This is a genomic window from Rhizobacter sp. AJA081-3 (assembly GCF_017795745.1).
GTDB lineage: Bacteria > Pseudomonadota > Gammaproteobacteria > Burkholderiales > Burkholderiaceae_C > Piscinibacter.
Genome location: NZ_CP059067.1, coordinates 889,529 through 910,371, shown reverse-complemented (window position 1 = coordinate 910,371; position 20,843 = coordinate 889,529). Strand labels below are relative to the sequence as shown.

The following is a 20,843-nucleotide window of genomic DNA, read 5'->3' as shown; positions in this document are numbered from 1 at the left end:
CCGAACCAGCAGATCGAACATGAACAAGGTTGCACTCATCACCGGTATCACCGGCCAGGACGGCGCTTACCTCGCCGAGCTCTTGATCGGCAAGGGCTACATCGTGCATGGCGTGCGGCGCCGCGCGTCGCTGTTCAACACCGACCGCATCGACCACCTGTACCAGGATCCGCACGAGCCGAACACGCGGCTGTTTCTGCACTACGGCGACATGACCGACAGCTCCAGCCTGGTGCGCATCATCCAGCAGGTGCAGCCCGACGAGATCTACAACCTCGCCGCACAGTCGCACGTGCACGTGAGCTTCGAGGAGCCGGAGTACACCGCCAACTCAGACGCGCTCGGCCCGCTGCGCATCCTCGAGGCAGTGCGCCTGCTCGGCCTGCAGAAGAAGACCCGCTTCTACCAGGCCAGCACCTCCGAGATGTACGGTGAGGTGCGCGAGACACCGCAGACCGAGGCGACGCCGTTCTACCCGCGCAGCCCCTACGGCGTGGCCAAGCTCTATGCCCACTGGATCACGATCAACTACCGCGAGGCCTACGGGCTGTTCGCCTGCAATGGCATCCTGTTCAACCACGAGTCGCCGATCCGCGGCGAGACGTTCGTGACGCGAAAGATCACGCGCGCGCTGGCTCGCATCAAGCTTGGCCTGCAGAAGTGCCTGTACCTGGGCAACCTCGATGCCCGGCGCGACTGGGGCCACGCCAAGGACTACGTCGAGGCGCAGTGGCTGATGCTGCAGCAGGCGCAGCCCGAAGACTTCGTCATCGCCACCGGCGTGCAGTACAGCGTGCGCGACTTCGTCGACGCCGCCGCTGCCGAGCTCGGCATCACGTTGCGCTGGGAAGGCCAGGGCGTCGACGAGAAGGCCTACTGGGCCGATCCGGCCGCGCCGGCGGGCGCCCGCGAACGCGCGGTCGTCGCTGTCGACCCGCGCTACTTCCGTCCGGCAGAGGTTGAGACGCTGCTCGGCGACGCCAGCAAGGCGCGGGCCAAGCTCGGCTGGGTGCCGAAGACAAGCTTCGCCGAGCTCGTCCGCGCAATGGTCCGCGAGGACCTGGCGAGCGCCGAGCGCGACGAGCTGGTGAAGAGCCACGGCTACCCGACGATGAACAGCCACGAGTGAAGACCCGGACGCGCCCTCGCCGCCCTTGTTGCCTTGGACACTCGACGCATCCTGTCCTCCGCGGCCCTGTACGGCATGGCCGACATCGCCGTGATGGCGGTTGGCGGCTTTCTGCTGCTGCCGCTATACACACGCACGCTGTCTCAGGCCGAGTTCGGCATGTACGTCGCGGTGCGCGCCAACACCGACATCCTGACCTACCTGCTGCATTTTGGCTTGATCTCAGCGGTCGCCAGGCTCTACTTCGACCACCGCAAGCAGGGCCGGGCGCACGAGTACCTCAGTTCGGTGTTCAGCTTCTACCTCGCGCTGCTTGCGATTGCGGCCGTGCTGCTGCAATTCTTGGGCGCTCCGCTGTGGGCGCAACTGTCGCCGACAACCCCTGCCTGGCCCTACCTCGGCTTCAGCCTTGCGCTGGCCGCATTCGGCTTCCCGGCCGCGCTGGCCTCGCTGTGGCTGCGCATGGAGAACCGTGCCTTCGCGATGGTTGCTCTGCAGCTCAGCGCGGCGCTGGTGCTGGCGGTGGCGGCAGCCATCCTGCTCGTCGTGTTCGACGCCGGCCTGCCCGGCCTGCTGAGCGCGCTTCTGGTGAGCGCGGCCTGCGCGGCGGCCGCGCTGCCCTGGCTGTTCGGACGCCGCTTCCGGCTCGTGATCCAACGCGCCGACATCGCCGAGACGCTTCGCTATGCCTTGCCGATCCTGGTCGGCTACCTCGCCTACTTCGTGCTCAACCGGCTCAGCACGCTGATCCTGCAGCGCCACGTCGGCGTCGACCAAGTCGCGATCTACGGCCTGGCGCAGCAGCTGGCGATGATCGTCGCGATCGCCGGCACCTCGTTCGGCATGGCCTTGCAGCCGGCCATCTTCGCCGCCGAGCCAGGCCAGGTCGGGGCGATGCTGCGCCGGTCGGGGCGGATCCTAGCGATCCTGATGTTCGCGGTCACCGCCGTGCTGATCCTGTTCGCAGGCGAACTCTTCGCGTTGGTCGCGCCGAGGAGTTACGGCAGCGGGCAGCAGATCCTTCTGCTGCTTCTGCTAGCCAACTTCGGTAACGCGTTCACGCTGATGTCGGACACCGCGCTGCTCTACCACCGTCGGCCGAAGACTTCGGTCGCGGTGTCGATCGTCGGCGCGCTCGCCGCCACCGGCCTGGGCTTGTGGCTTGTGCCGCTGCTGCACTTGCCGGGAGCGGCGCTGTCGCTGCTTGGGGCGTTCACGGTCCGGATGCTGATCAGCCACTGGCTGGCGTACCGCGTCACCGGCTACTCGGCGCTGGGCACGATGGCGGCGTCCTTCGCGGTCCTCGGTGCGATTGCCGCGTTCGCCGCCTGGCTGCCGCAGCAGTCGCTCGCGGCGGCAGCCGCAGTCGTCGCCAAGCTACTTGTCGTCGCCCTGGCCCTGGGCCTGGCCACCTTTGCCTATCGAAAGTCTCGACCCCCGCCATGCGCGAAATGATGGAAAGACTGGCCCGCCGACTGTGGTGGGACCGCCTGCCGGCAACATGGCTGCGCGACACGCGGCGCATGCGCCGCTTCGTCGACGAGATCGAACCGACACCGCCGAGGCACGACGGGCTCGCATTCGGTATCGTGCTGGCCCCCTGGTGCGGCTCGGCCGTGCCCTGGTTCTCTCTGGTCGTCGGCCTGCTGTTGCTGGCGCGTGGCCACCGCGTCAGCCTGATCGTCGACAACATGCCCTTCGGCGAGCCGAGCCGCGGCTGGCGTTTCCAGCTTGCATGCATCCGCGCCGTTCTGCGACGGCTGCGCGGCCGCCATGCCATCGTCACGCTGAGCAACCATGCCCACGGCGGTCCCGTGCTCGACGACGCGGCGCGGCGTTCGATTGAACGCCTTGCGACGCTGAACGTCGTGTGGGCCCAGCGTGGCGAATCGACCATGCCGACCGGCGATGTCGAGCTGCTTCGCCGGCAGCTGACAGCCAGTCGTGGCGCCATCGCCGGCGTGATGGCCGCGCAACGATTCGACGTGCTGTTCGTGCCCGGCGGCGTATGGGGCTCCTCGGGACTCTGGGTCGAGCTCGCCCGCGCGGCCGGCGTGAGAGTCGCCAGCTACGACTCCGGCGGCTACGGCATGTTGCTGCTGGCGGCCGACGGCATCGCCTGCCAACTGCGTGACATCCCGCGCGCCTATGCGCTGCTTCAGGCCCGCTGCGCCGGGTCGGCGCAGGAACGTGCCTTCGTCGTCGAGTCGGCGCGGGCCGAGATCGAAAAGCGCCGCGCCGGAACGGATAAGTTCGCGTCCCAGGTCCAGGGCGCGCGGCCGAAGGATCCGCGCTTCGCCGGCGGGGTGCTCTTGGCGCTGAACTCGCCTTGGGACTCGGCCGCCCTCGGTCTTCACACGGTGTATTCCTCGACCCAGAAATGGATCGTCGAGACTGTGCGTTACCTGCTCGAGCACACCGAGGCGCCGGTGATCGTGCGCCAGCATCCAGTCGAGCGTCTCGAGATCGCCCGCAGCAGCGACGACTACCGCGCCATGCTGGTGCAGCACTTCGGCGCCCACCCGCGCCTGCACTTTGTTGCCGCCGAGGACCCGGTGAACAGCTACGACCTGCTGGAGCAGGTCGCGACAGTGGTCGTCTACACCTCGACGATCGGCACCGAGGCAGCCGCCCACGGCAAGCCGGTCGTCACCGAGTCGAGCTCCTACTATGCCGAGCTCGGCTTCGTGCGCCAGGCGACGACGGAAACCGCATACCGGGAGCACTTGTCCGACGCCGTCGCGGGCCGCTCGCAGGTCACGCCGGCAATGCGCGACGACGCGCTGGCCTGCTACTACCTGACGCAGTGCTGCAACTGGGTTTACACGCCACTGAACGTGCCGGGATTCCCAGAGTGGAGCCAGCGCCGCTTCGTCGACCTGGCAGGCGAACCCAGCGTGCGCAACGTCGTGCGGTCGCTCGAGGAAAACGTGCCGGTCGCGTTCCTGAACCACCTGGCCCGGCTCGAGCCGCCGCCCTGCGGCACTTGACGATGGCCGGCGCCCTCTTCGACCTGCTGGCGTGGATTGACCGTGCGCTGACGGTCGGCCACACGCTGGCCGCCCGTGGCAAGTTCGCCGCCTGGGGGCCGGGCTCGCGGCTGGGCCGCCGTGCCCGGCTCGTCTCGCCTGGGCTGTGCGAGGTCGGCGCCGGCGTCACGCTCGGCGAGCAGGCTTGGCTGAACGCCAAAGACGACCGCGGCGACGGCAAGCCTACGCTGCGCATAGGCGACGGCACCTACATCGGCCGCCTAGCCCACATCAACGCCTGGCGCAGCGTGACTATCGGCCGCCACGTGTTGATCGCAGACCGGGTATTCATCAGCGATGCCGACCACGACCACGCCGACCCGACGCGACCGATTCTGCTGCAGGGCGACTCCTTTGGCGGCCCGGTGACGCTGGGCGACGGCTGCTGGATCGGCATCGGTGCCGTTATTCTTCCCGGCGTAAGCGTGGGGCGCAATGCCGTCGTCGCCGCCAACGCCGTTGTCACCCGCGACGTGCCCGAGCACACCGTGGTCGGCGGCATCCCGGCCAAGGTGATCAAACCCATCCGAACAGAGGCAGAGACCCGTGCTATTGAAGCGAATCCGTAGAACCCTCGCGCGCCTCAATGCGCTGCCCGAGCGCATAACCCGCATCCAGGAGGCGCTCGGCCGCATCGAGGCCCGCCAGGTCGCCGGCGGCACCGACCCGTCGCTTGCCGAGTTCCGAGTGTTCTCGCAATGGGGCGAGGACGGCATCATCCAGTACCTGGTCGCCAACGTGCCAATCGAGCGGCCGGTGTTCGTCGAGTTCGGCGTCGAGAATTACGTCGAATCGAACACACGCTTCCTGCTCACCCACAACCGCTGGTCCGGACTAGTCATCGACGGCAGCGCGGAGAACATCGAATACATCCGCCGCGACCCGATCTATTGGGCGAGCAACCTGAAGGCCGAGCACTCGTTCATCACCCGCGAGAATATCAACGAACTGCTCGCGCGTAACGGCATCGCAGGAGACATCGGCCTACTATCGGTGGACATCGACGGCAACGACTACTGGGTCTGGGAGGCAATCGACGGCATCTCGCCGCGCATCGTGGTCTGCGAGTACAGCAGCCAGTTCGGACCGAACGCCGAGGTGAGCACGCCGTACGACCCGACTTTCGTCCGCGACCAAGCCCATTTCTCCAAGATCTACTATGGCGCGTCGATCTCGGCCCTGACCGCGCTGGCCGCCCGCAAGGGCTACTCGCTGGTAGCGGCCAACAGCGCCGGCAACAACGTCTTCTTCGTGCGCAGCGACCTGCTCGGGCCGCTGAAGGTGCTAAAACCGCAGCAGGCCTACCGACGCGCCCAGTTCCGCGAGTTCCACGACGAGAACGGCCAACTGACCTTTGACGATTTCGAGGCCCGCCTGCGCAAGATCAGCCACCTGCCGCTGCACGATCTGAAGACTGGTCAGGTGGCCCGGATCGCGGACATCCCTGGCATTTTGCCGCCCTGAAGCGATGAACTCGACGTCCATGCAGCGCAGCGTCCTCGTCACCGGTGGCGCCGGCTTCCTCGGCCGGGCCGCGGCACGCACTTTCAAGGCGCGCGGCTGGCGCGTCGTGGGCGTCGGCCATGGCCGCCTCACGCCGGAGGAGGCCTCCGCCCAGGGCTTTGACGCCTGGCTCACGGCCGAGGTCTCGCTGGCCGGCCTCGCAGCCCTGGACGAGCCCTTCGACGTCGTCGCGCACTGCGCCGGCAACGGCTTGGTGGGTCACTCGCTGAGCCAGCCGCTGGACGCGTTCCGCAGCACGGTTCAGAGCACCGCGGAGCTCCTCGAGCACCTGCGCCTGACGGCCTCGAAAGCGGTGTTGGTCTACCCCTCCAGCGCCGGCGTCTACGGCGCGGCCGACGACCGACCGCTGCGCGAGAGCGACCGGCCGAACCCGGTGTCGCCGTACGGCTACCACAAGAAGCTGGCCGAGGACCTGCTCGAGTGCCAGTCGCGGTACTTCGGCCTGAGGGTGGCGGTGATCCGCTTCTTCTCGATCTACGGCCCTGGCCTGGCCAAGCAGTTGTTATGGGACGCGGCGGGCAAACTCTGCGCTGGCGGAGCACGGGTCGACTTCTGGGGCACCGGCGACGAAACGCGCGACTGGATACACGTGAATGATGCGGCTGCGTTCATGGCCGACCTGTCAGCTGTCAGCGAACCCTTCACAATCGTCAACGGGGCGTCCGGAGAACGGGTGACGGTACGCACAGTATTGGAGTTGCTGAGAGAAGCGCTAGGCGCCGATGTGCAGATCGGCTTCAACGGCACGGTGCGAACCGGCGACCCACGCTTCTATCATGCCGATATGGCGCAGGCTGGCAGCCTGGGGCTACGCGCGAGAATTCCGCTCGCGGAGGGCCTGCAGGATTACGCACACTGGTTCAAGTCGACATGGTCAAGGTAGCTTTCTGGTTCGACGCCCCAATCGAGTACAGCGGCGGACTCAACTACATCAAGAACCTTCTTCACGCGCTGTCACTGGTGAATGACGGGTCGGTTCAGCCCATTGTGTTCTTTGCTGCTGACTTGCCCGAATCCGTCGAGCAACAGTTCATCCAGTACGCGAAGGTTGTGAGAACCAAAGTGCTGCAGCGTCGAACTCTGCCGTGGCTGGCCCACAAAGTCTTGTACAAGGCTTTTCATTCGATGGCGGTAGTAAATTCGCTGCTGAAGTCGCACGGCATCGACATCGTGTCTCATGCTTGGTTCGTTTACAAGGGCCAGCCGCCTTTCAGGATTATTTCCTGGATTCCTGATTTTCAGTATTTGCATCTGCCGGAAATGTTTCCGAATCTCGATTCAGATTCAGAGACAGAAGTAAATCGTCAAATCATTGCTCAGAGCCAGGCGGTCATTCTTAGCAGCAAGGATGCCTTCGAGGACTTTAAGCGCATCGCGCCGCCCGGCCACTATGAACGCGGCGCAGTCCTGCCGTTTGTCTCACAGCCCGGCAGTGCCGCTGCCTTGGCCTCGCTCAGCATGGATGCGATTCAGGGCAAGTATGGCTTTCGCGGTCGTTACTTTCTCCTCCCGAACCAATTCTGGGCACACAAGAATCACATGGTGGTTCTCAAGGCGGTGAATGAACTTCGGCATATGGGCATTGAAGTACAAGTGCTCTGCACCGGAAATACGAAGGACTACCGACTCGAGGGCACGCCATATGTCGATAATCTTCGCGCCTACATTGCGGAGCATGGCCTGACAGAGCAAGTCAGGATCTTGGGGATGATCGATTACTCCGAGCTGCTGCTTCTCATGCGCCACGCCGTGGCAGTGATCAACCCTTCGCGGTTTGAAGGCTGGAGTTCCAGCGTCGAAGAGGCCAAAAGCATGGGGCGTCCAGTGGTGCTTTCACGCATCGGTGTACACATCGAACAGATGCCCCCCCGAGGACACTACTTCGATCCGGATGACGTGCCAGCGCTGGCGGCAATCTTGTCGCAAGTATGGTCCGCTGACGACGGCTCTGCGAACCCCGAAGCAGAGCGATATGCCCAGCAGTCTTTGCGTGAACGCACATTGGAATTCGGCCGCAGCTATCTGGGCCTACTTCAGGCGGTTGCACAGCGCAATCAAGTTGGCGCGGTCTCACAGCAATGAGTTCGAAATGCTGAAGCCGTCAAGCAGATCGGCCAGAGGATGAGGATGCGCACCACTGCGCCGCGCTCCTCGCGAAAGGCCGTCGCGACTCTACTGCTCGGGCTGTTCTTCACAGTCACGCTGGTCGCGCCCGCTGCTCCAATCAACAAGGTACTGTTCGCGGCGATTGGCGCCTGGCTGCTCAAAGACATGCTGCTCGCGCCAGCCGGTACGGTTTCGCTGATCTCCGCGCCGTTCGCCGTACTCGGAATATTCACATATGGCTTCATTCTGTCCTGGTTCAACCGCTCGAATGAAGCCTTAGCGCTTCAGTTCTTCACTTCTTCCTTCGTACTCTTCCTGATCCATTTCGTGCGCCGCCATGAGATCGACGTCGATCGACTCGTCGAGCTTTCAGCCCTGGTACTCCTCGCTTTCACTGCGCTTTTCTGGATCACCACGTTGTGGCCGGACCTGTCCATAGCCGCGTCCCTGAAGGGCCTGATGGAGGAGGTGAGCCTGGGCGCAGTGGCGGAGCGGGATTTTCTGGAGGCACCGACCTTGTCCCTGCACCTCGGCACGGTGCCATTCCTCTTCATCGCCTTTTGCCTCCGCGCGGTTCGCCTATTTCACGGCTACCGGTGGCGCGATGCATTTCTGCTCGTGGCGCTCCTGGTCGGCATTTTTCTCAGCGCCTCACGCGGACTCATCGCGATCAGCGTGCTTTTCCTTCTGATCCTGCTGATCGGTAAGGTGCCGCTGATCGTGAGAGTGGCTGCGGTGCTGATCGTCGCGGTACTCCTCTATGTGGCCACTGAGTTCTACCTCGGAAACTCGCTCGTCCTCAGCGCTGAAGAGACTTCCAATGCAGTCAAGATTGGCCACTTTCAGTCGTACTTCGATGACCTCACTGCAGGCAGCTTGATTGCCGGCCGGGGCTTGGCGGCTTATTACTTCTCGAGCGGATCGGGTGCCTTTATGGCTCACACCGAGATCACTCCGCTGGACATGGCACGCTACTTCGGCGTGGTCTTGGCCACACTTCTCTATTTCACGATCGTCTTCCCCACCCTGCGTCTGAAGCGTTATGGCGGTCGCAATCGAATCTGGCTGATCGCGTTCTTGTTGTACCTGGTTCTATCCGCAACGAACCCAGTGATGTTCAACTCCTACGGCATGTTGGTTGTGCTGTGGTACTGGTCAAAGCTCATTGGAGTGTCTCGGCCAATGACCGAAGCACATCGAGGCACTCCGATGTATGGCCAGAAGGCGACTGCATGAATGCCTGGGCCGTGATTGTTGCCTATCACCCGTCGGGGCCTGCACTGTCCTTGTTGGCCGAGAAGCTATTGATGGACAGCGTCTATGTGCTGGTCGTTGACAACACACCGGACGTGAAGGGCCCCCCATATCTTCTGCCAGCGGGATGCGAGCGATTGCAGCTTGGACGGAACACAGGAATTGCGGCAGCGCAGAACCTTGGCATCGCCTTCGCACGGCAGCACGGTGCGGAAGCGATCGTGTTCTTTGATCAGGACAGCGTCATCGTCGAAGGCTACGTGCCAGCACTCCTGCGTCATCTGCGCCCGACGGTGCCTGGAGTCGTCGGGCCGGCATGTTTTGACCTTGAGCGCGGATTCGAGTACCCGTCCTTTCGTCTGGACGATTGGGGCTGGGCCCACAAGGTGTTCTCGCGTCCGGGCTCGGGGCTTCAGCCAGTGGACATGATGATCTCCTCGGGCTCAGCTACGACGGTAGATACCTTCGATGTTGCAGGCACGATGGATGAAGACTTCTTCATTGACTATGTCGATCTGGAGTGGTGCATCCGCTGCCGCAGACACGGCGTTCCCATCCACGTGGCCCCCGACTGCACCATGACGCATTCGATCGGTCAATGCTCGGTTGATGTCGGCCCGCTCAAGGCGTTCCTGCATAGTCCAGCGCGCTCCTACTATCGCGTGCGCAATGCTTTCCTCCTGCTTCGCCGTCGTCACGTCCCACGACTGTTTGCCATCAAAGAGATCGCCGCGGCCCTTGTCCATCACTTGCTCGTACTTCCACAGTCGACAAGCCGGGCAGAGCACATGCGCGTCTACCTTTCAGGCATCTCAGATGGTATTCGCGGGATTTCGGGCCCCAAGATCTAGACTTGAACATGCAGCCCAATCAATCTCCCTTGGCAGGAGCCGGCATGCCACCGTGCAGTGGCTCTGGCCCCGCCGCGATCAGTGTCTGCATGGCCGCCTACAACGGCGTGCGGTACCTCCGTGAACAAGTGCAGTCCATTCTTGCGCAGCTCGGCCCAGACGACGAGTTGGTAGTTGTAGACGATGCATCGACAGACGAGACATTGGCGCTGTTGCGGTCGTTCGGTGACCCTCGAATCCACGTCCATCGCAATGCTCAAAACCTCGGCCACGTTCAGAGCTTTGCTCGTGCGCTCTCGCTCGCGCGCCACGATCTGCTGCTCATGTCCGACCAGGACGACGTTTGGCTGCCGGAACGGTTGGCTCTCATGCGCTCAGCGCTCGTGCATCCGAATGCATGGGTGGTGTCCACCAACTCTCGCTACATAGACGGCGAGGGTAAGCGCATCAACTTCGACGCAGAAGGTGTTTGCGCTTCGCGGTCGACCCACCATTTCGCCAACATCATCAGCATCTTCACGGGTCGTAGACGCTACTACGGCTGCGCAATGGGGCTGCGGCGCGAGATCTTGCCGATCGTTCTGCCGATTCCGGACTTCGTAGAATCCCACGATTTGTGGATCGCTCTGGCCAGCAACTTGGCCAGGGCGAATCTGCACCTTGACTGCGAGACGCTTTCGCGACGCGTACACGGGTCGAATGCAAGCATCGTCACACGTCCATTTCGTCAAAAGCTGTGGTCACGGGTGATTTTTCTGAAGTCTCTCGCCGTGCTGCTCTATCGGCTGCTGGCCATGCGCGAAGTCGCCAGCCGACCCGTGCCACTCTGAATTTCGACATGATCAAACGTACATACGCCATCTGCGCCAACTGCATCATGGATACGAGCGACTCGAACATCACGTTCGACAGCCGTGGCTGGTGCGACTACTGCAACAACTACCACTCCAACATCCTCCCTCACTGGCATACGGATCAACGAGGCGAGCGAGAAATCATGGACAAGGTCGCGCAGATCAAGCGCGACGGAATAGGAAAGTCGCATGATTGCATCATCGGGCTCAGCGGCGGCGTCGACAGTTCCTACGTCACGTACCTGGCCAAGGCCAAGTTCGGATTGCGTCCGCTGCTGTTCCATGTAGACGCCGGCTGGAACTCTCAGCAGGCCGTGAACAACATCGAGAAGCTGGTCGATGGTCTGGGTCTGGACCTGCACACCGAGGTGATCAACTGGGAAGAGATGAAGGATCTGCAACTTGCCTTCTTCAAGGCTCAGGTACCACATCTCGACACTCCGCAGGATCACGCCTTCTTCGCAGGGCTGTACAACTTTGCTGCCAAGAATGGCGTGAAGTACATCCTCACCGGGGCGAATTACTCGACCGAATGCGTGCGCGAGCCCCTGGAGTGGCACTACCACGCGTCTGATCTGCGTCAGCTCAAGGACATCCATGCGAAGTTCGGCACGCGCCCGCTGAAGACATTCCCAATGGCGGACATCTTCACGTACAAGTTGTATTACCGATTCGTCAAGGGCGTGCGTGTCGTGAAGCCGTTGAACTGCGTTCCTTTCCACAAGGAACAGGCGATGCAGGAGCTGGTCGACAAGTTCGGCTGGCAGAAGTACGCGCACAAGCACTACGAGTCGCGCTTCACTCGCTTCTACGAAGGCTATTGGCTACCGAAGAAGTTCGGCTACGACAAGCGCCGCGCCCACTTCTCCAGCCTGATCCTCACGGGCCAGATGTCACGCGACGAGGCCTTGGAACGCATCGCCAAGCCGGCCTACGACCCGGAGACCGTGGCGCAGGACTTCGAGTACATCGCTACCAAGCTCGACCTGACAGTGCCCGAACTGCAGCAGCTTATGGACGGCCCGAACAAGAGCTACAGGGACTATCGCCACGCCATGTCACTCATCGAACTGGGCACGCGCGCACTTCGGGCAGTCGGCGTCCAGCGGGCCATCATCCGATGATCTCTATCGTCGACTACGGGTTGGGGAACATCCGGGCGTTCTCCAACATGTACGGCCGGTTGAATATCGAGGCACGTGCGGTGACGCACGCCGATGAGTTGCGCGGCGCCACGAAGATCATCCTCCCGGGTGTTGGCGCCTTCGATCACGCCATGCAGCTGCTGCAGCAGTCAGGCATGCGCGAGACGCTGGACGATCTGGTGCTCCGGCAACACGTACCCGTGATGGGCATCTGCGTAGGAATGCAGATCCTCGCGGAAGGCAGCGACGAGGGGCAACTGCCCGGGCTGGGCTGGGTCCCTGGTCGCGTCCGTGCCTTCAACTCCAATTCGCTGACACAAGGCCTGCCGCTGCCCCACATGGGCTGGAACGACGTCAAGCCAAAAAGTGGCCTGAAACTGTTCGATGGCCTGGAAGTCGACGCCCGCTTCTACTTCCTCCACTCCTACTACTTCGATTGCGCATGTCCGGACTCGGTGGCGGCAACAGCGTCCTATGGCATCGACTTCAGTTGCGCCGTGCATTCGGGCAATGTCTTCGGCGTACAGTTCCACCCGGAGAAGAGCCACCATTTCGGGGCGCAGCTGCTGAAGAACTTCGCGGAGCTCTAGGGCATGCTGAGACCTCGAATCATCCCCTGCTTGCTGGTTCACGACGGAGGGCTCGTCAAGACGGTCGGCTTCAAGGAGCCGAAGTACGTCGGCGATCCGATCAACGCTGTCAAGATCTTCAACGAGAAGGAATCCGATGAGCTGATCGTGCTCGATATCGACGCGACAGTGAAGAAATCGGAGCCCGACTACAAGATGATCGCCCGGCTGGCCGCCGAGTGTCGTATGCCCCTGTGCTACGGCGGTGGCATCCGCACCGCGGAGCACGCCAAGAAGATCGTCGGGTTGGGCGTCGAGAAGGTGGCCATCAGCGCGGCCGCTGTGGCGGATCCAGGGCTGATCACTCGGATCGCCGACGAGATCGGCCGGCAGAGTGTCGTCGTCGTGCTCGACGTGAAGAAGCGCATGCTGGGCAAGGGGTACGAGGTGTGGACGCACAACGGCCGCACCAATACGAAGCTTGACGCCATTGAATTCGCGAAGAGAGCCGAGTCTCTTGGCGCGGGCGAGACCGTCATCAATTCCATCGAACGCGACGGGCGCATGAATGGCTACGACCTTCCCCTCGCCAGCCGCCTTCGGCAGGAGCTTCGCATTCCCATGACGGTGCTGGGAGGTGCGGGCTCGCTGGCCGACATGCGTCAATTGTTCGAGGCCTGTGGCCTCGTCGGGGCAGCAGCCGGCAGTCTCTTCGTTTTCAAGGGTGCCTACCGCGCAGTGCTCATCAATTATCCGGTGCCCACGCAAAAGGACGAACTCACTAGGCCCGTGCATGCAGGCGCGTCCGGTCCGTCTGCGGGCTGAACTCCGAAACCAATCAGATGAATCCAACCATGTTTAAGGACCGCGTCCTTCTCATCACCGGGGGAACGGGTTCGTTCGGCAACGCAGTGCTGCGCCGCTTCGCGACTTCCGACCTGCGCGAGATCCGCATCCTCAGCCGCGACGAGAAGAAGCAGGATGACATGCGAAAGCGCTACGCGAGCGCGAAGCTGAAGTTCTATCTCGGCGATGTCCGCGACGAACGCAGCGTGGAGGCCGCCATGCGTGGCGTCGACTTCTGCTTTCATGCAGCAGCGCTCAAGCAGGTGCCATCGTGCGAATTCCATCCGATGGAGGCCGTGCGGACCAACGTCCTCGGGACCGAGAACGTGCTCCATGCGGCCATCGCTGCCAGCGTGCGTCGCGTCGTGTGCCTGAGCACCGACAAGGCCGTGTACCCGATCAACGCCATGGGGATCTCCAAGGCGATGATGGAAAAGGTGATGGTCGCGACCTCTAGAAACCTCGAAGGCTCGGGAACGCTGATCTGCGGCACGAGATACGGGAACGTGATGGCGTCGCGCGGCTCCGTCATTCCGTTGTTCGTCGACCAGGTGCTCGCAGGTCGGCCGCTGACGGTCACCGATCCGGCCATGACCCGATTCATGATGACCCTGGACGACGCGGTGGAACTCGTGCTTTACGCATTCGAGCATGGGCGCAACGGTGACATCTTCGTTCAGAAGGCACCGGCAGCGACTGTCGAGGTGCTCACCCGCGCCATTCTGGAGGTGATGCAGCGCCCGCAACACGAAGTGCGCGAAATCGGCACGCGGCACGGCGAAAAGCTGTTCGAGGTGCTGCTCAGTCGAGAAGAGCGCGCGAGTGCAGAAGACCTTGGGAACTACTTCCGCGTCCCCTCCGACAGCAGGGACCTGAACTACGCGAAGTTCGTGGAACAGGGCGAAACGCGCATTTCCCACGGTGAGGACTACAACTCCCACAACACTACTCGCCTGGACGTCGCGCAGATGAAAGACTTGCTGCTTCGCCTCGACTTCATGCGGCGCATTGTGCGCGGCGAGAGCTCGAATCCCGAGGATTGACTGGAATGAAGATCGTATTGACCGGTGCCGATGGTTTTATCGGGCAGAACCTGAGTATTCGACTGAAGGAACTCGGCGAGATGGATGTGGCGGCCATCACTCGCGACAGCTCTAAAGACGATCTCCATGCAGCGGTCACCGGAGCCGACCTGGTCTTCCACTTGGCCGGCGTCAATCGTCCAAAGGATCCGGCCGAATTCGCAACCGGGAATGCAGGCTTCACCGAAGAACTCTGCGCCGCGCTGGCCAGCACGGGCGGGCGAGCACGGATCGTCTATGCGTCATCGACTCAAGCCGAACTCGACAACGATTACGGCCGCAGCAAGCGCGCTGCCGAGGAAGCGCTCCTTGCGCACGGCCGATCCACCGGGGCGCCGATCCATCTGTTCCGTCTGACTAACGTGTTCGGAAAGTGGTGCAGGCCCAACTACAACTCGGCCGTGGCCACTTTCTGCCACAACGTCGCTCGCGGCTTGCCGATCACAGTCAATGACTCGTCTGCGCAGTTGCGTCTGATCCACATCGACGATGTCGTCGCGGCCTTCGTCGATGTCATGTTGCGTCCCGATCATCCCCAGGGCCTGTGCGAAGCCGGACGGGTGTATACGACGACTGTGGGCGAGATTGCCACCCTGTTGCGTACCTTTGTCGACAGTCGTACGACGCTCGTTTCGCCGCCCACGGGCACTGGCTTCGTGCGCGCGCTCTACTCCACATACGTCAGCTACCTGCTCCCGCAAGACTTCGCGTATACGGTACCTCGGTATGCAGATCCGCGTGGCGAGTTCGTTGAGATGCTCAAGACCTCGGATTGCGGCCAGTTCTCGTACTTCACCGCCCACCCCGGTGTGACGCGGGGCGAGCACTACCACCATACCAAGACCGAGAAGTTCCTGGTGATCAAAGGCCGTGCGCATTTCGGCTTCCGCCACATCGTGAGCGGCGAGATCCATGAGATCGTTACCCATGGAGGCGAGGGCCGCATTGTGGAGACCGTGCCCGGTTGGACGCATAACATCACCAATGTGGGCGACGAGGAAATGGTGGTCATGCTTTGGGCGAACGAGATCTTCGATCGAGCGCGACCAGACACCGTATCCCTGAAAGTCAAGCCATGAAGAAGCTGCGCGTCGTGACTGTGGTCGGGACTCGGCCAGAGATCATCCGTTTGTCGCGGGTCATCCTGGCGCTCGACGAGCACTGCGACCACATCCTGGTTCACACCGGGCAAAACTACGACTACGAACTCAACCAAGTCTTCTTCGACGACCTCGGGCTGCGCAGGCCTGACCACTTCCTCGATGCGGCGGGGCAGGGTGCGGCGCAGACCATCGGCAACGTGATCATCGCGATGGACCGGGTGCTGGCTGAGGTCTGCCCCGAGGCCATGCTCGTGCTCGGCGACACGAACAGTTGCCTGGCCGTGATTCCAGCGAAGCGCCGCAAAGTACCAATCTTTCACATGGAAGCAGGCAACCGCTGCTTCGACATGCGCGTCCCCGAAGAGACGAACCGGCGCATCGTCGATCACACGGCCGACGTCAATTTGACGTACTCGACCATTGCCAGAGACTACCTGCTTCGCGAGGGGCTGTCGCCGGACCTCGTGATCAAGACGGGCAGCCCGATGTTCGAGGTGTTGACACACTATCGCCAGAGCATCGACGCGTCTGACGTGTTGCACCGGCTCGGACTCACCGAAGGACAGTTTTTCCTCGTCAGCGCGCACCGTGAAGAAAACATCGATTCCGAGCGAAACTTCGCCAAGCTGGCTGCTGTGCTCAATGGTCTCGCCGTCGAGCACGACTCCCCGGTGATCGTGTCCGTGCATCCGCGCACCCAGAAGCGAATCGATGCCGTCGGGGCTCAATTTGATCCCCGTGTCCGGCTGCTCAAACCGCTGGGATTCCACGACTATGTGAAGCTGCAAATGTCCGCGCGGGCAGTGTTGTCCGACAGCGGTACGATCACTGAGGAGTCCTCGATCCTCAACTTCCCAGCCTTGAACATCCGCGAGGCGCACGAGAGACCAGAGGGCATGGAGGAAGCTTCCGTGATGATGGTCGGACTCGATCTCGACCGAGTCCGGCAGGGGCTATCTGTGCTTGCCGGGCAACCTCGGGGTGACTTGCGCGCACTGCGGTTGGTCGGCGACTACTCCATGCCCAACGTATCACAGAAGGTCGTGCGGATCATTCACAGCTATGCGGACTACGTGAATCGCGTGGTCTGGCGCAAATACGACTGAGGACTGATTGCGTGCGCTTGCTTGTCGTCAGCCAGTACTTCTGGCCGGAGAACTTTCGGGTGAACGAGTTGGTTTCGGAACTGGTCGCTCGAGGGCACGACGTGACTGTGCTAACGGGCCGCCCCAACTATCCCGAGGGCAGAACTTTCGCAGAGTACAAACAAGACCCTGGCCGCTTCGAATCGTACAAGAATGCTCGAATCGTACGAGTGCCTCTGAGACCGCGCGGAAACGGTAGCCTGCAACTGGCGCTCAACTATTTGAGCTTTCTATTTTGGGCTACCTTGCTGGGTTCATGGCGACTGCGCGGACGACAGTTCGATGCGGTCTTCTCCTTTCAGGTATCTCCCGTTACGTCAGCGCTGCCCGCACTCTGGATGAGCTACCTGAAGCGGGTCCCGATGCTTATGTGGGTTCTCGATTTGTGGCCAGAGACTCTGTCGGCTGTGGGAGCCGTGAAATCTCCGCGTGCATTGATCGCCATCGGGCGCATGGTCGGTTACATCTATCGACACTGCGATCGTGTGCTCGTTCAGTCGCAGGCTTTCGTTGCTAGCGTCGAGCGCTGGTCTGGATCCTCCGCTCGCGTTAGATACTTTCCGGCTTGGGTCGAGGCGGTCTTTGACAACGGTAGCTCAGAGATCGCGCCCGAGGTCGCCAACTTCCATGACAGCTTCAATGTCATGTTTGCCGGAAACATCGGTGAGGCCCAGGATTTCCCTTCGATCTTGGCTGCGGCGACGTCCATGAAACACCGCAAGGACATACGTTGGCTCATTGTTGGCGACAGCCGGGCGATGGGTGAAGTTCGTACAGAGATTGAACGGCGAGGTTTGGAAGGCACCATGATCTTGCTTGGGCGACATGCACTTGAGCGAATGCCGTCGTTCTTCAAAGCGGCTGACGCCATGCTCGTGTCTCTCAAGTCTGATCCGGTTTTCGACATGACCATTCCGGGCAAGGTGCAGAGCTACCTCGCAACTGGTGTGCCAATACTCGGCATGCTTGGAGGCGAAGGGGCCCGAGTGATTGCCGAATCGGGCGCAGGCCTGGTGTGCGATGCTGGCGACGGCACGGCACTTGCCTACAACGTGGAGAAACTGGCTGCGATGCCCTCGGGCGAGCGGGCGGCAATGGGGGAACGCGGCCGCAACTACGCCCGACTGGAGTTCGATAGAGCTGTGCTAATTTCTCGGCTCGAAGAGTGGCTCAGCGAACTGACTCGTTCTGGCACTGATCCTCGCAGACCCGCTCGATCGTCATGAGCAGCGGCTTTTTCTTGGCTGTGCTCAGTGCCGCAGCAATAGCGATCTCATGGGCGTTGACGCTCGCGGTGCGCCGCTACGCTATGGCTGTCGACTTGCTTGACCACCCAAACGAACGCAGTTCCCACAGCGCGCCCACACCTCGAGGCGGCGGCGTTGGTTTCGTCGCGTGCTTCATCGCCTTGTCAGCGATGCTGTGGCATCGCGAGCTCGTCGGCACAGATATGTTCGCTGCACTCTGCGGCGGTGGTGGGCTTGTCGCGGTGCTCGGATTCGTCGACGACCGAAAGCCCTTGCCCGCACGGGTTCGCTTCGTAGGTCACGTTTTCGCTTCGGCATGGGTGTTGTGGTGGCTCGGCCCCCTGCCAGCTGTGCCAATCATCGGAATGATCATCCCCCTTGGGACAGTCGGTTTGATAGCTTCTGTGGGCTATTTGGTCTGGTCGATCAACTTGTTCAATTTCATGGACGGCATCGACGGTATCGCCGGCGTTGAACTGATCTCCGTAGCGCTCGGCGGCGCACTCGTCTGGCACCTGGGCGGCGAAAGCACTGAGTGGTCGGCAGCCGTCCTGCTGGCCGCCTGTGTGGCAGGATTCTTGGTGCTGAACTTTCCGCCGGCGCGTGTCTTCATGGGCGATGCCGGCAGCGGCTTCCTTGGATTGCTGATTGCCGCTCTTTCGCTATGGTGCGGACGAGATCACCCCGTGCTGTTCTGGAGCTGGCTGATCCTCTACGGCTGCTTCATGGTCGACGCGACCACTACGCTCGTGCGCCGGGTGCGCCGCGGCGAGCGTTTCTACGTCGCTCATCGCAGCCACGCCTACCAGTACGCCTCGCGCCTGCACAAGTCCCACCGCACAGTGACGTTGGCCATCGGCGCGATCAACCTGGCTTGGCTCCTGCCGGTGGCGCTGATGGTGGCGCTGCGGCGCCTCGACGGCGTAGTCGGCACACTGATTGCGTACGCTCCGCTGGTCTGGCTGGCCTACCGATACAAGGCCGGAGACCGGACAGCTCAGGCCGCCTGAGACGCTCCTCGTGCCGTAGCACAATCGAGGCCCATGTCGCCCATTCAGATCGCCCGCCGCCTGTCTGAAATCTCGCCGCGCGCGAAGATGCTCATCATGCTCGGCGGCGACGCGGTGTTCCTGCCGCTGTGCATGATCGCCGCCGTGTCGCTGCGCCTGGGCTCCGTCGCAGACGCGCTGCGAACCGACGCCGACATGCAGCTGATGCTGGCACTGCTGACCATCCCGGTGCTCGGCGTGGCAGGCCTGTACCGCACGGTGGTGCGCTACATCGACCTGCGCGTGCTGCTGGTCTCCGGCGTGGCGCTGGCCGTGGCGGTGGTGCTGGTCTACGTTCTGGCCACGCTGATGCAGTTCCTCGAGCTGCCGCGCTCGTCGGTGCTGATCTACTGGTTCGTCGCCTTCGCCTACGTGGTCACCTCGCGCTTCGTGGCGCGCACGCTGCTGCGCCGGGGCATCCGCTCGGGCGGGCGCACGCGGGTGCGCACCGCCATCTACGGCGCCGGCGAAGCCGGCGCGCAGCTGGCCTACAGCATGGCCTTCAGCAGCGAGTACCGCGCGCTGTGTTTCCTCGACGACCGCCGCGATCTGCAGAACAAGACGGTGGCCGGCCTGAAGGTCTACTCGCCCGACCTGCTCGCCGAGGTGGTGTTCCGCCACGAGATCGACCAGATCGTGGTGGCCATCCCCTCCGCCAGCTCGGCGCAGAAGCGCCGCCTGATCCGCCGCGTCGAGGGTGCCGGGCTGCCGGTGAAGATCCTGCCCGGCCTCGTCGAGATGGTCGACGGCAAGGCCGGTGTCTCCGACATCCGCGAGGTCGACGTCGCCGACCTGCTGGGCCGCGACGCCGTGCCGCCGGACCCGACCCTGTTCGCCCGCAACATCGCCGGCAAGGTGGTGCTGGTCACCGGCGCCGGCGGCTCGATCGGCAGCGAGCTGTGCCGTCAGGTGCTCTCGCAGCACCCGAGCCGCATCGTGCTGCTCGATCACTCCGAGTTCGCGCTCTACACCATCGACCACGAACTGCAGCACGCCGCGCGCGGCACCGAGATCGTCGCCAGCCTCGGCTCCGTGCTCGACGAGGCACTGGTGCGCCACCTGATGAAGGCGCACGGCGTGCAGACGGTCTACCACGCCGCCGCCTACAAGCACGTGCCCATCGTCGAGGGCAACATGCAGCAGGGCCTGCGCAACAACGTCTTCGGCACGCTGAACATGGCGCGCGCCGCGGCCGAGGCCGGTGTCGAGACCTGCGTGCTGATCTCCACCGACAAGGCGGTGCGCCCGACCAACGTGATGGGCGCGTCCAAGCGCGTCGCCGAATTGGTGATGCAGGCGGCGGCCCTGCGCGCCGGCGGCCGCACCGTGTTCTCGATGGTGCGCTTCGGCAACGTGCTCGGCTCGTCGGGCTCGGTGGTGCCACTGTTCCGCCGGCAGATCCGCGCCGGCGGGCCGATCACCATCACCCACCCGGACATCATCCGCTACTTCATGCTGATCCCGGAGGCGGCGCAGCTCGTCATCCAGGCCGGCGCGATGGCCAAGGGCGGCGACGTGTTCGTGCTCGACATGGGCGAGCCGGTGCGCATCGCCGACCTGGCGCGCTCGATGATCCGGCTGTCGGGCCTGAGCGAGCGCACGGTGGACAACCCGGGCGGCGACATCGAGATCCAGTCGGTCGGCCTGCGCCCCGGCGAGAAGCTGTTCGAGGAGCTGCTGATCGGCGACGACGTGGCACCCAGCGGCCACCCGCGCATCATGACCGCGCACGAGCGCCACATCGACCCGGCCCTGCTCGACAAGATGCTGCAGTCGCTGCGCCAGGCCTGCGAGGCCAACGACAGCGAGTCGATGCTGCGCCAGATCCGCAACCTGGTGCCCGAGTACCGCTCGGCCGACGAGGTCAATGCCGAGGCCGCGGCCGGCCTTGCCACGCGGGCCTGAAAGCC

Annotated in this window: 19 protein-coding genes; all 19 read left to right on the top strand. The window is 63.0% G+C overall.

The genetic code is table 11. The features are described 5' to 3' along the window. The first annotated feature begins 19 nt into the window (after positions 1-19). On the top strand, positions 20-1,129 hold the full coding sequence (gmd, locus tag HZ992_RS04510; protein WP_209385494.1) for a GDP-mannose 4,6-dehydratase: 1,110 nt from the start codon (positions 20-22) through the stop codon (positions 1,127-1,129). 75 nt (positions 1,130-1,204) lie between these two features. Next, positions 1,205-2,584, top strand: a complete 1,380-nt coding sequence (locus tag HZ992_RS04505; protein WP_209385493.1) for a lipopolysaccharide biosynthesis protein — start codon at positions 1,205-1,207, stop codon at positions 2,582-2,584. After that, complete coding sequence (locus tag HZ992_RS04500) at positions 2,572-4,119, top strand: capsular polysaccharide export protein, LipB/KpsS family (RefSeq protein ID WP_209385492.1); 1,548 nt, start codon at positions 2,572-2,574, stop codon at positions 4,117-4,119. The genes HZ992_RS04505 and HZ992_RS04500 overlap by 13 nt, the downstream gene beginning before the upstream one ends. Positions 4,120-4,121: 2 nt before the next feature. Further along, on the top strand, positions 4,122-4,727 hold the full coding sequence (locus HZ992_RS26010; RefSeq protein ID WP_209385491.1) for an acyltransferase: 606 nt from the start codon (positions 4,122-4,124) through the stop codon (positions 4,725-4,727). Then, a complete protein-coding gene (locus HZ992_RS04490; RefSeq protein ID WP_209385490.1) occupies positions 4,711-5,622 on the top strand; it encodes a hypothetical protein in 912 nt (303 codons plus the stop codon). Before HZ992_RS26010 ends, HZ992_RS04490 begins: the two co-directional genes overlap by 17 nt. A 4-nt stretch (positions 5,623-5,626) precedes the next feature. After that, positions 5,627-6,565 (top strand): NAD-dependent epimerase/dehydratase family protein, encoded by a 939-nt coding sequence (locus HZ992_RS04485; protein WP_209385489.1) that lies wholly within the window; start codon positions 5,627-5,629, stop codon positions 6,563-6,565. Continuing rightward, positions 6,553-7,764: a glycosyltransferase gene (locus tag HZ992_RS04480; protein ID WP_209385488.1), complete on the top strand. Its 1,212-nt coding sequence runs from the start codon at positions 6,553-6,555 to the stop codon at positions 7,762-7,764. Before HZ992_RS04485 ends, HZ992_RS04480 begins: the two co-directional genes overlap by 13 nt. A 45-nt stretch (positions 7,765-7,809) precedes the next feature. Beyond that, a complete protein-coding gene (locus HZ992_RS04475) occupies positions 7,810-9,024 on the top strand; it encodes a hypothetical protein (RefSeq protein ID WP_209385487.1) in 1,215 nt (404 codons plus the stop codon). Further along, positions 9,021-9,893: a glycosyltransferase family 2 protein gene (locus HZ992_RS04470; RefSeq protein ID WP_209385486.1), complete on the top strand. Its 873-nt coding sequence runs from the start codon at positions 9,021-9,023 to the stop codon at positions 9,891-9,893. Before HZ992_RS04475 ends, HZ992_RS04470 begins: the two co-directional genes overlap by 4 nt. A gap of 8 nt (positions 9,894-9,901) precedes the next feature. Continuing rightward, on the top strand, positions 9,902-10,723 hold the full coding sequence (locus HZ992_RS04465; RefSeq protein ID WP_371816820.1) for a glycosyltransferase: 822 nt from the start codon (positions 9,902-9,904) through the stop codon (positions 10,721-10,723). Positions 10,724-10,731: 8 nt separating this feature from the next. Then, positions 10,732-11,871, top strand: coding sequence for an N-acetyl sugar amidotransferase (locus tag HZ992_RS04460; protein ID WP_209385484.1), 1,140 nt, complete (start codon positions 10,732-10,734; stop codon positions 11,869-11,871). Continuing rightward, positions 11,868-12,482 carry an imidazole glycerol phosphate synthase subunit HisH gene (hisH, locus tag HZ992_RS04455; protein WP_209385483.1) on the top strand — a complete coding sequence of 205 codons (615 nt, stop codon included), beginning with the start codon at positions 11,868-11,870 and terminating at the stop codon, positions 12,480-12,482. Before HZ992_RS04460 ends, hisH begins: the two co-directional genes overlap by 4 nt. A 3-nt stretch (positions 12,483-12,485) precedes the next feature. Next, entirely contained in the window at positions 12,486-13,286 is an 801-nt protein-coding gene (locus HZ992_RS04450; RefSeq protein ID WP_209385482.1) for an AglZ/HisF2 family acetamidino modification protein, read from the top strand. A gap of 29 nt (positions 13,287-13,315) precedes the next feature. Then, the gene (locus tag HZ992_RS04445) at positions 13,316-14,350 is read left to right on the top strand and encodes a polysaccharide biosynthesis protein (RefSeq protein WP_209385481.1); all 1,035 of its coding nucleotides are present in this window, start codon (positions 13,316-13,318) and stop codon (positions 14,348-14,350) included. 5 nt (positions 14,351-14,355) lie between these two features. Then, entirely contained in the window at positions 14,356-15,468 is a 1,113-nt protein-coding gene (locus tag HZ992_RS04440; protein WP_209385480.1) for a UDP-2-acetamido-2,6-beta-L-arabino-hexul-4-ose reductase, read from the top strand. Continuing rightward, complete coding sequence (gene wecB / locus HZ992_RS04435) at positions 15,465-16,598, top strand: non-hydrolyzing UDP-N-acetylglucosamine 2-epimerase (RefSeq protein ID WP_209385479.1); 1,134 nt, start codon at positions 15,465-15,467, stop codon at positions 16,596-16,598. The genes HZ992_RS04440 and wecB overlap by 4 nt, the downstream gene beginning before the upstream one ends. An 11-nt stretch (positions 16,599-16,609) precedes the next feature. Then, positions 16,610-17,863 carry a glycosyltransferase family 4 protein gene (locus HZ992_RS04430; protein ID WP_209385478.1) on the top strand — a complete coding sequence of 418 codons (1,254 nt, stop codon included), beginning with the start codon at positions 16,610-16,612 and terminating at the stop codon, positions 17,861-17,863. Further along, positions 17,860-18,894 (top strand): MraY family glycosyltransferase, encoded by a 1,035-nt coding sequence (locus tag HZ992_RS04425; protein ID WP_209385477.1) that lies wholly within the window; start codon positions 17,860-17,862, stop codon positions 18,892-18,894. Before HZ992_RS04430 ends, HZ992_RS04425 begins: the two co-directional genes overlap by 4 nt. Positions 18,895-18,927: 33 nt before the next feature. Further along, the gene (locus tag HZ992_RS04420) at positions 18,928-20,838 is read left to right on the top strand and encodes a polysaccharide biosynthesis protein (protein WP_209385476.1); all 1,911 of its coding nucleotides are present in this window, start codon (positions 18,928-18,930) and stop codon (positions 20,836-20,838) included. The last annotated feature ends 5 nt before the right edge of the window (positions 20,839-20,843 follow it).

Excerpts from the sequence above, each read along its gene's own strand:
- gmd (WP_209385494.1), top strand. The coding sequence starts at position 20 with ATGAACAAGGTTGCACTCATCACCGGTATCACCGGCCAGGACGGCGCT.
- HZ992_RS04440 (WP_209385480.1), top strand. The coding sequence starts at position 14,356 with ATGAAGATCGTATTGACCGGTGCCGATGGTTTTATCGGGCAGAACCTG.
- hisH (WP_209385483.1), top strand. The coding sequence starts at position 11,868 with ATGATCTCTATCGTCGACTACGGGTTGGGGAACATCCGGGCGTTCTCC.
- HZ992_RS04500 (WP_209385492.1), top strand. The coding sequence starts at position 2,572 with ATGCGCGAAATGATGGAAAGACTGGCCCGCCGACTGTGGTGGGACCGC.
- HZ992_RS04420 (WP_209385476.1), top strand. The coding sequence starts at position 18,928 with ATGTCGCCCATTCAGATCGCCCGCCGCCTGTCTGAAATCTCGCCGCGC.
- HZ992_RS04425 (WP_209385477.1), top strand. The coding sequence starts at position 17,860 with ATGAGCAGCGGCTTTTTCTTGGCTGTGCTCAGTGCCGCAGCAATAGCG.
- HZ992_RS04450 (WP_209385482.1), top strand. The coding sequence starts at position 12,486 with ATGCTGAGACCTCGAATCATCCCCTGCTTGCTGGTTCACGACGGAGGG.
- HZ992_RS04470 (WP_209385486.1), top strand. The coding sequence starts at position 9,021 with ATGAATGCCTGGGCCGTGATTGTTGCCTATCACCCGTCGGGGCCTGCA.
- HZ992_RS04445 (WP_209385481.1), top strand. The coding sequence starts at position 13,316 with ATGTTTAAGGACCGCGTCCTTCTCATCACCGGGGGAACGGGTTCGTTC.
- HZ992_RS04485 (WP_209385489.1), top strand. The coding sequence starts at position 5,627 with ATGAACTCGACGTCCATGCAGCGCAGCGTCCTCGTCACCGGTGGCGCC.
- HZ992_RS04480 (WP_209385488.1), top strand. The coding sequence starts at position 6,553 with ATGGTCAAGGTAGCTTTCTGGTTCGACGCCCCAATCGAGTACAGCGGC.
- HZ992_RS04460 (WP_209385484.1), top strand. The coding sequence starts at position 10,732 with ATGATCAAACGTACATACGCCATCTGCGCCAACTGCATCATGGATACG.
- HZ992_RS04505 (WP_209385493.1), top strand. The coding sequence starts at position 1,205 with ATGGCCGACATCGCCGTGATGGCGGTTGGCGGCTTTCTGCTGCTGCCG.
- HZ992_RS04475 (WP_209385487.1), top strand. The coding sequence starts at position 7,810 with ATGCGCACCACTGCGCCGCGCTCCTCGCGAAAGGCCGTCGCGACTCTA.
- HZ992_RS04465 (WP_371816820.1), top strand. The coding sequence starts at position 9,902 with ATGCAGCCCAATCAATCTCCCTTGGCAGGAGCCGGCATGCCACCGTGC.
- wecB (WP_209385479.1), top strand. The coding sequence starts at position 15,465 with ATGAAGAAGCTGCGCGTCGTGACTGTGGTCGGGACTCGGCCAGAGATC.
- HZ992_RS26010 (WP_209385491.1), top strand. The coding sequence starts at position 4,122 with ATGGCCGGCGCCCTCTTCGACCTGCTGGCGTGGATTGACCGTGCGCTG.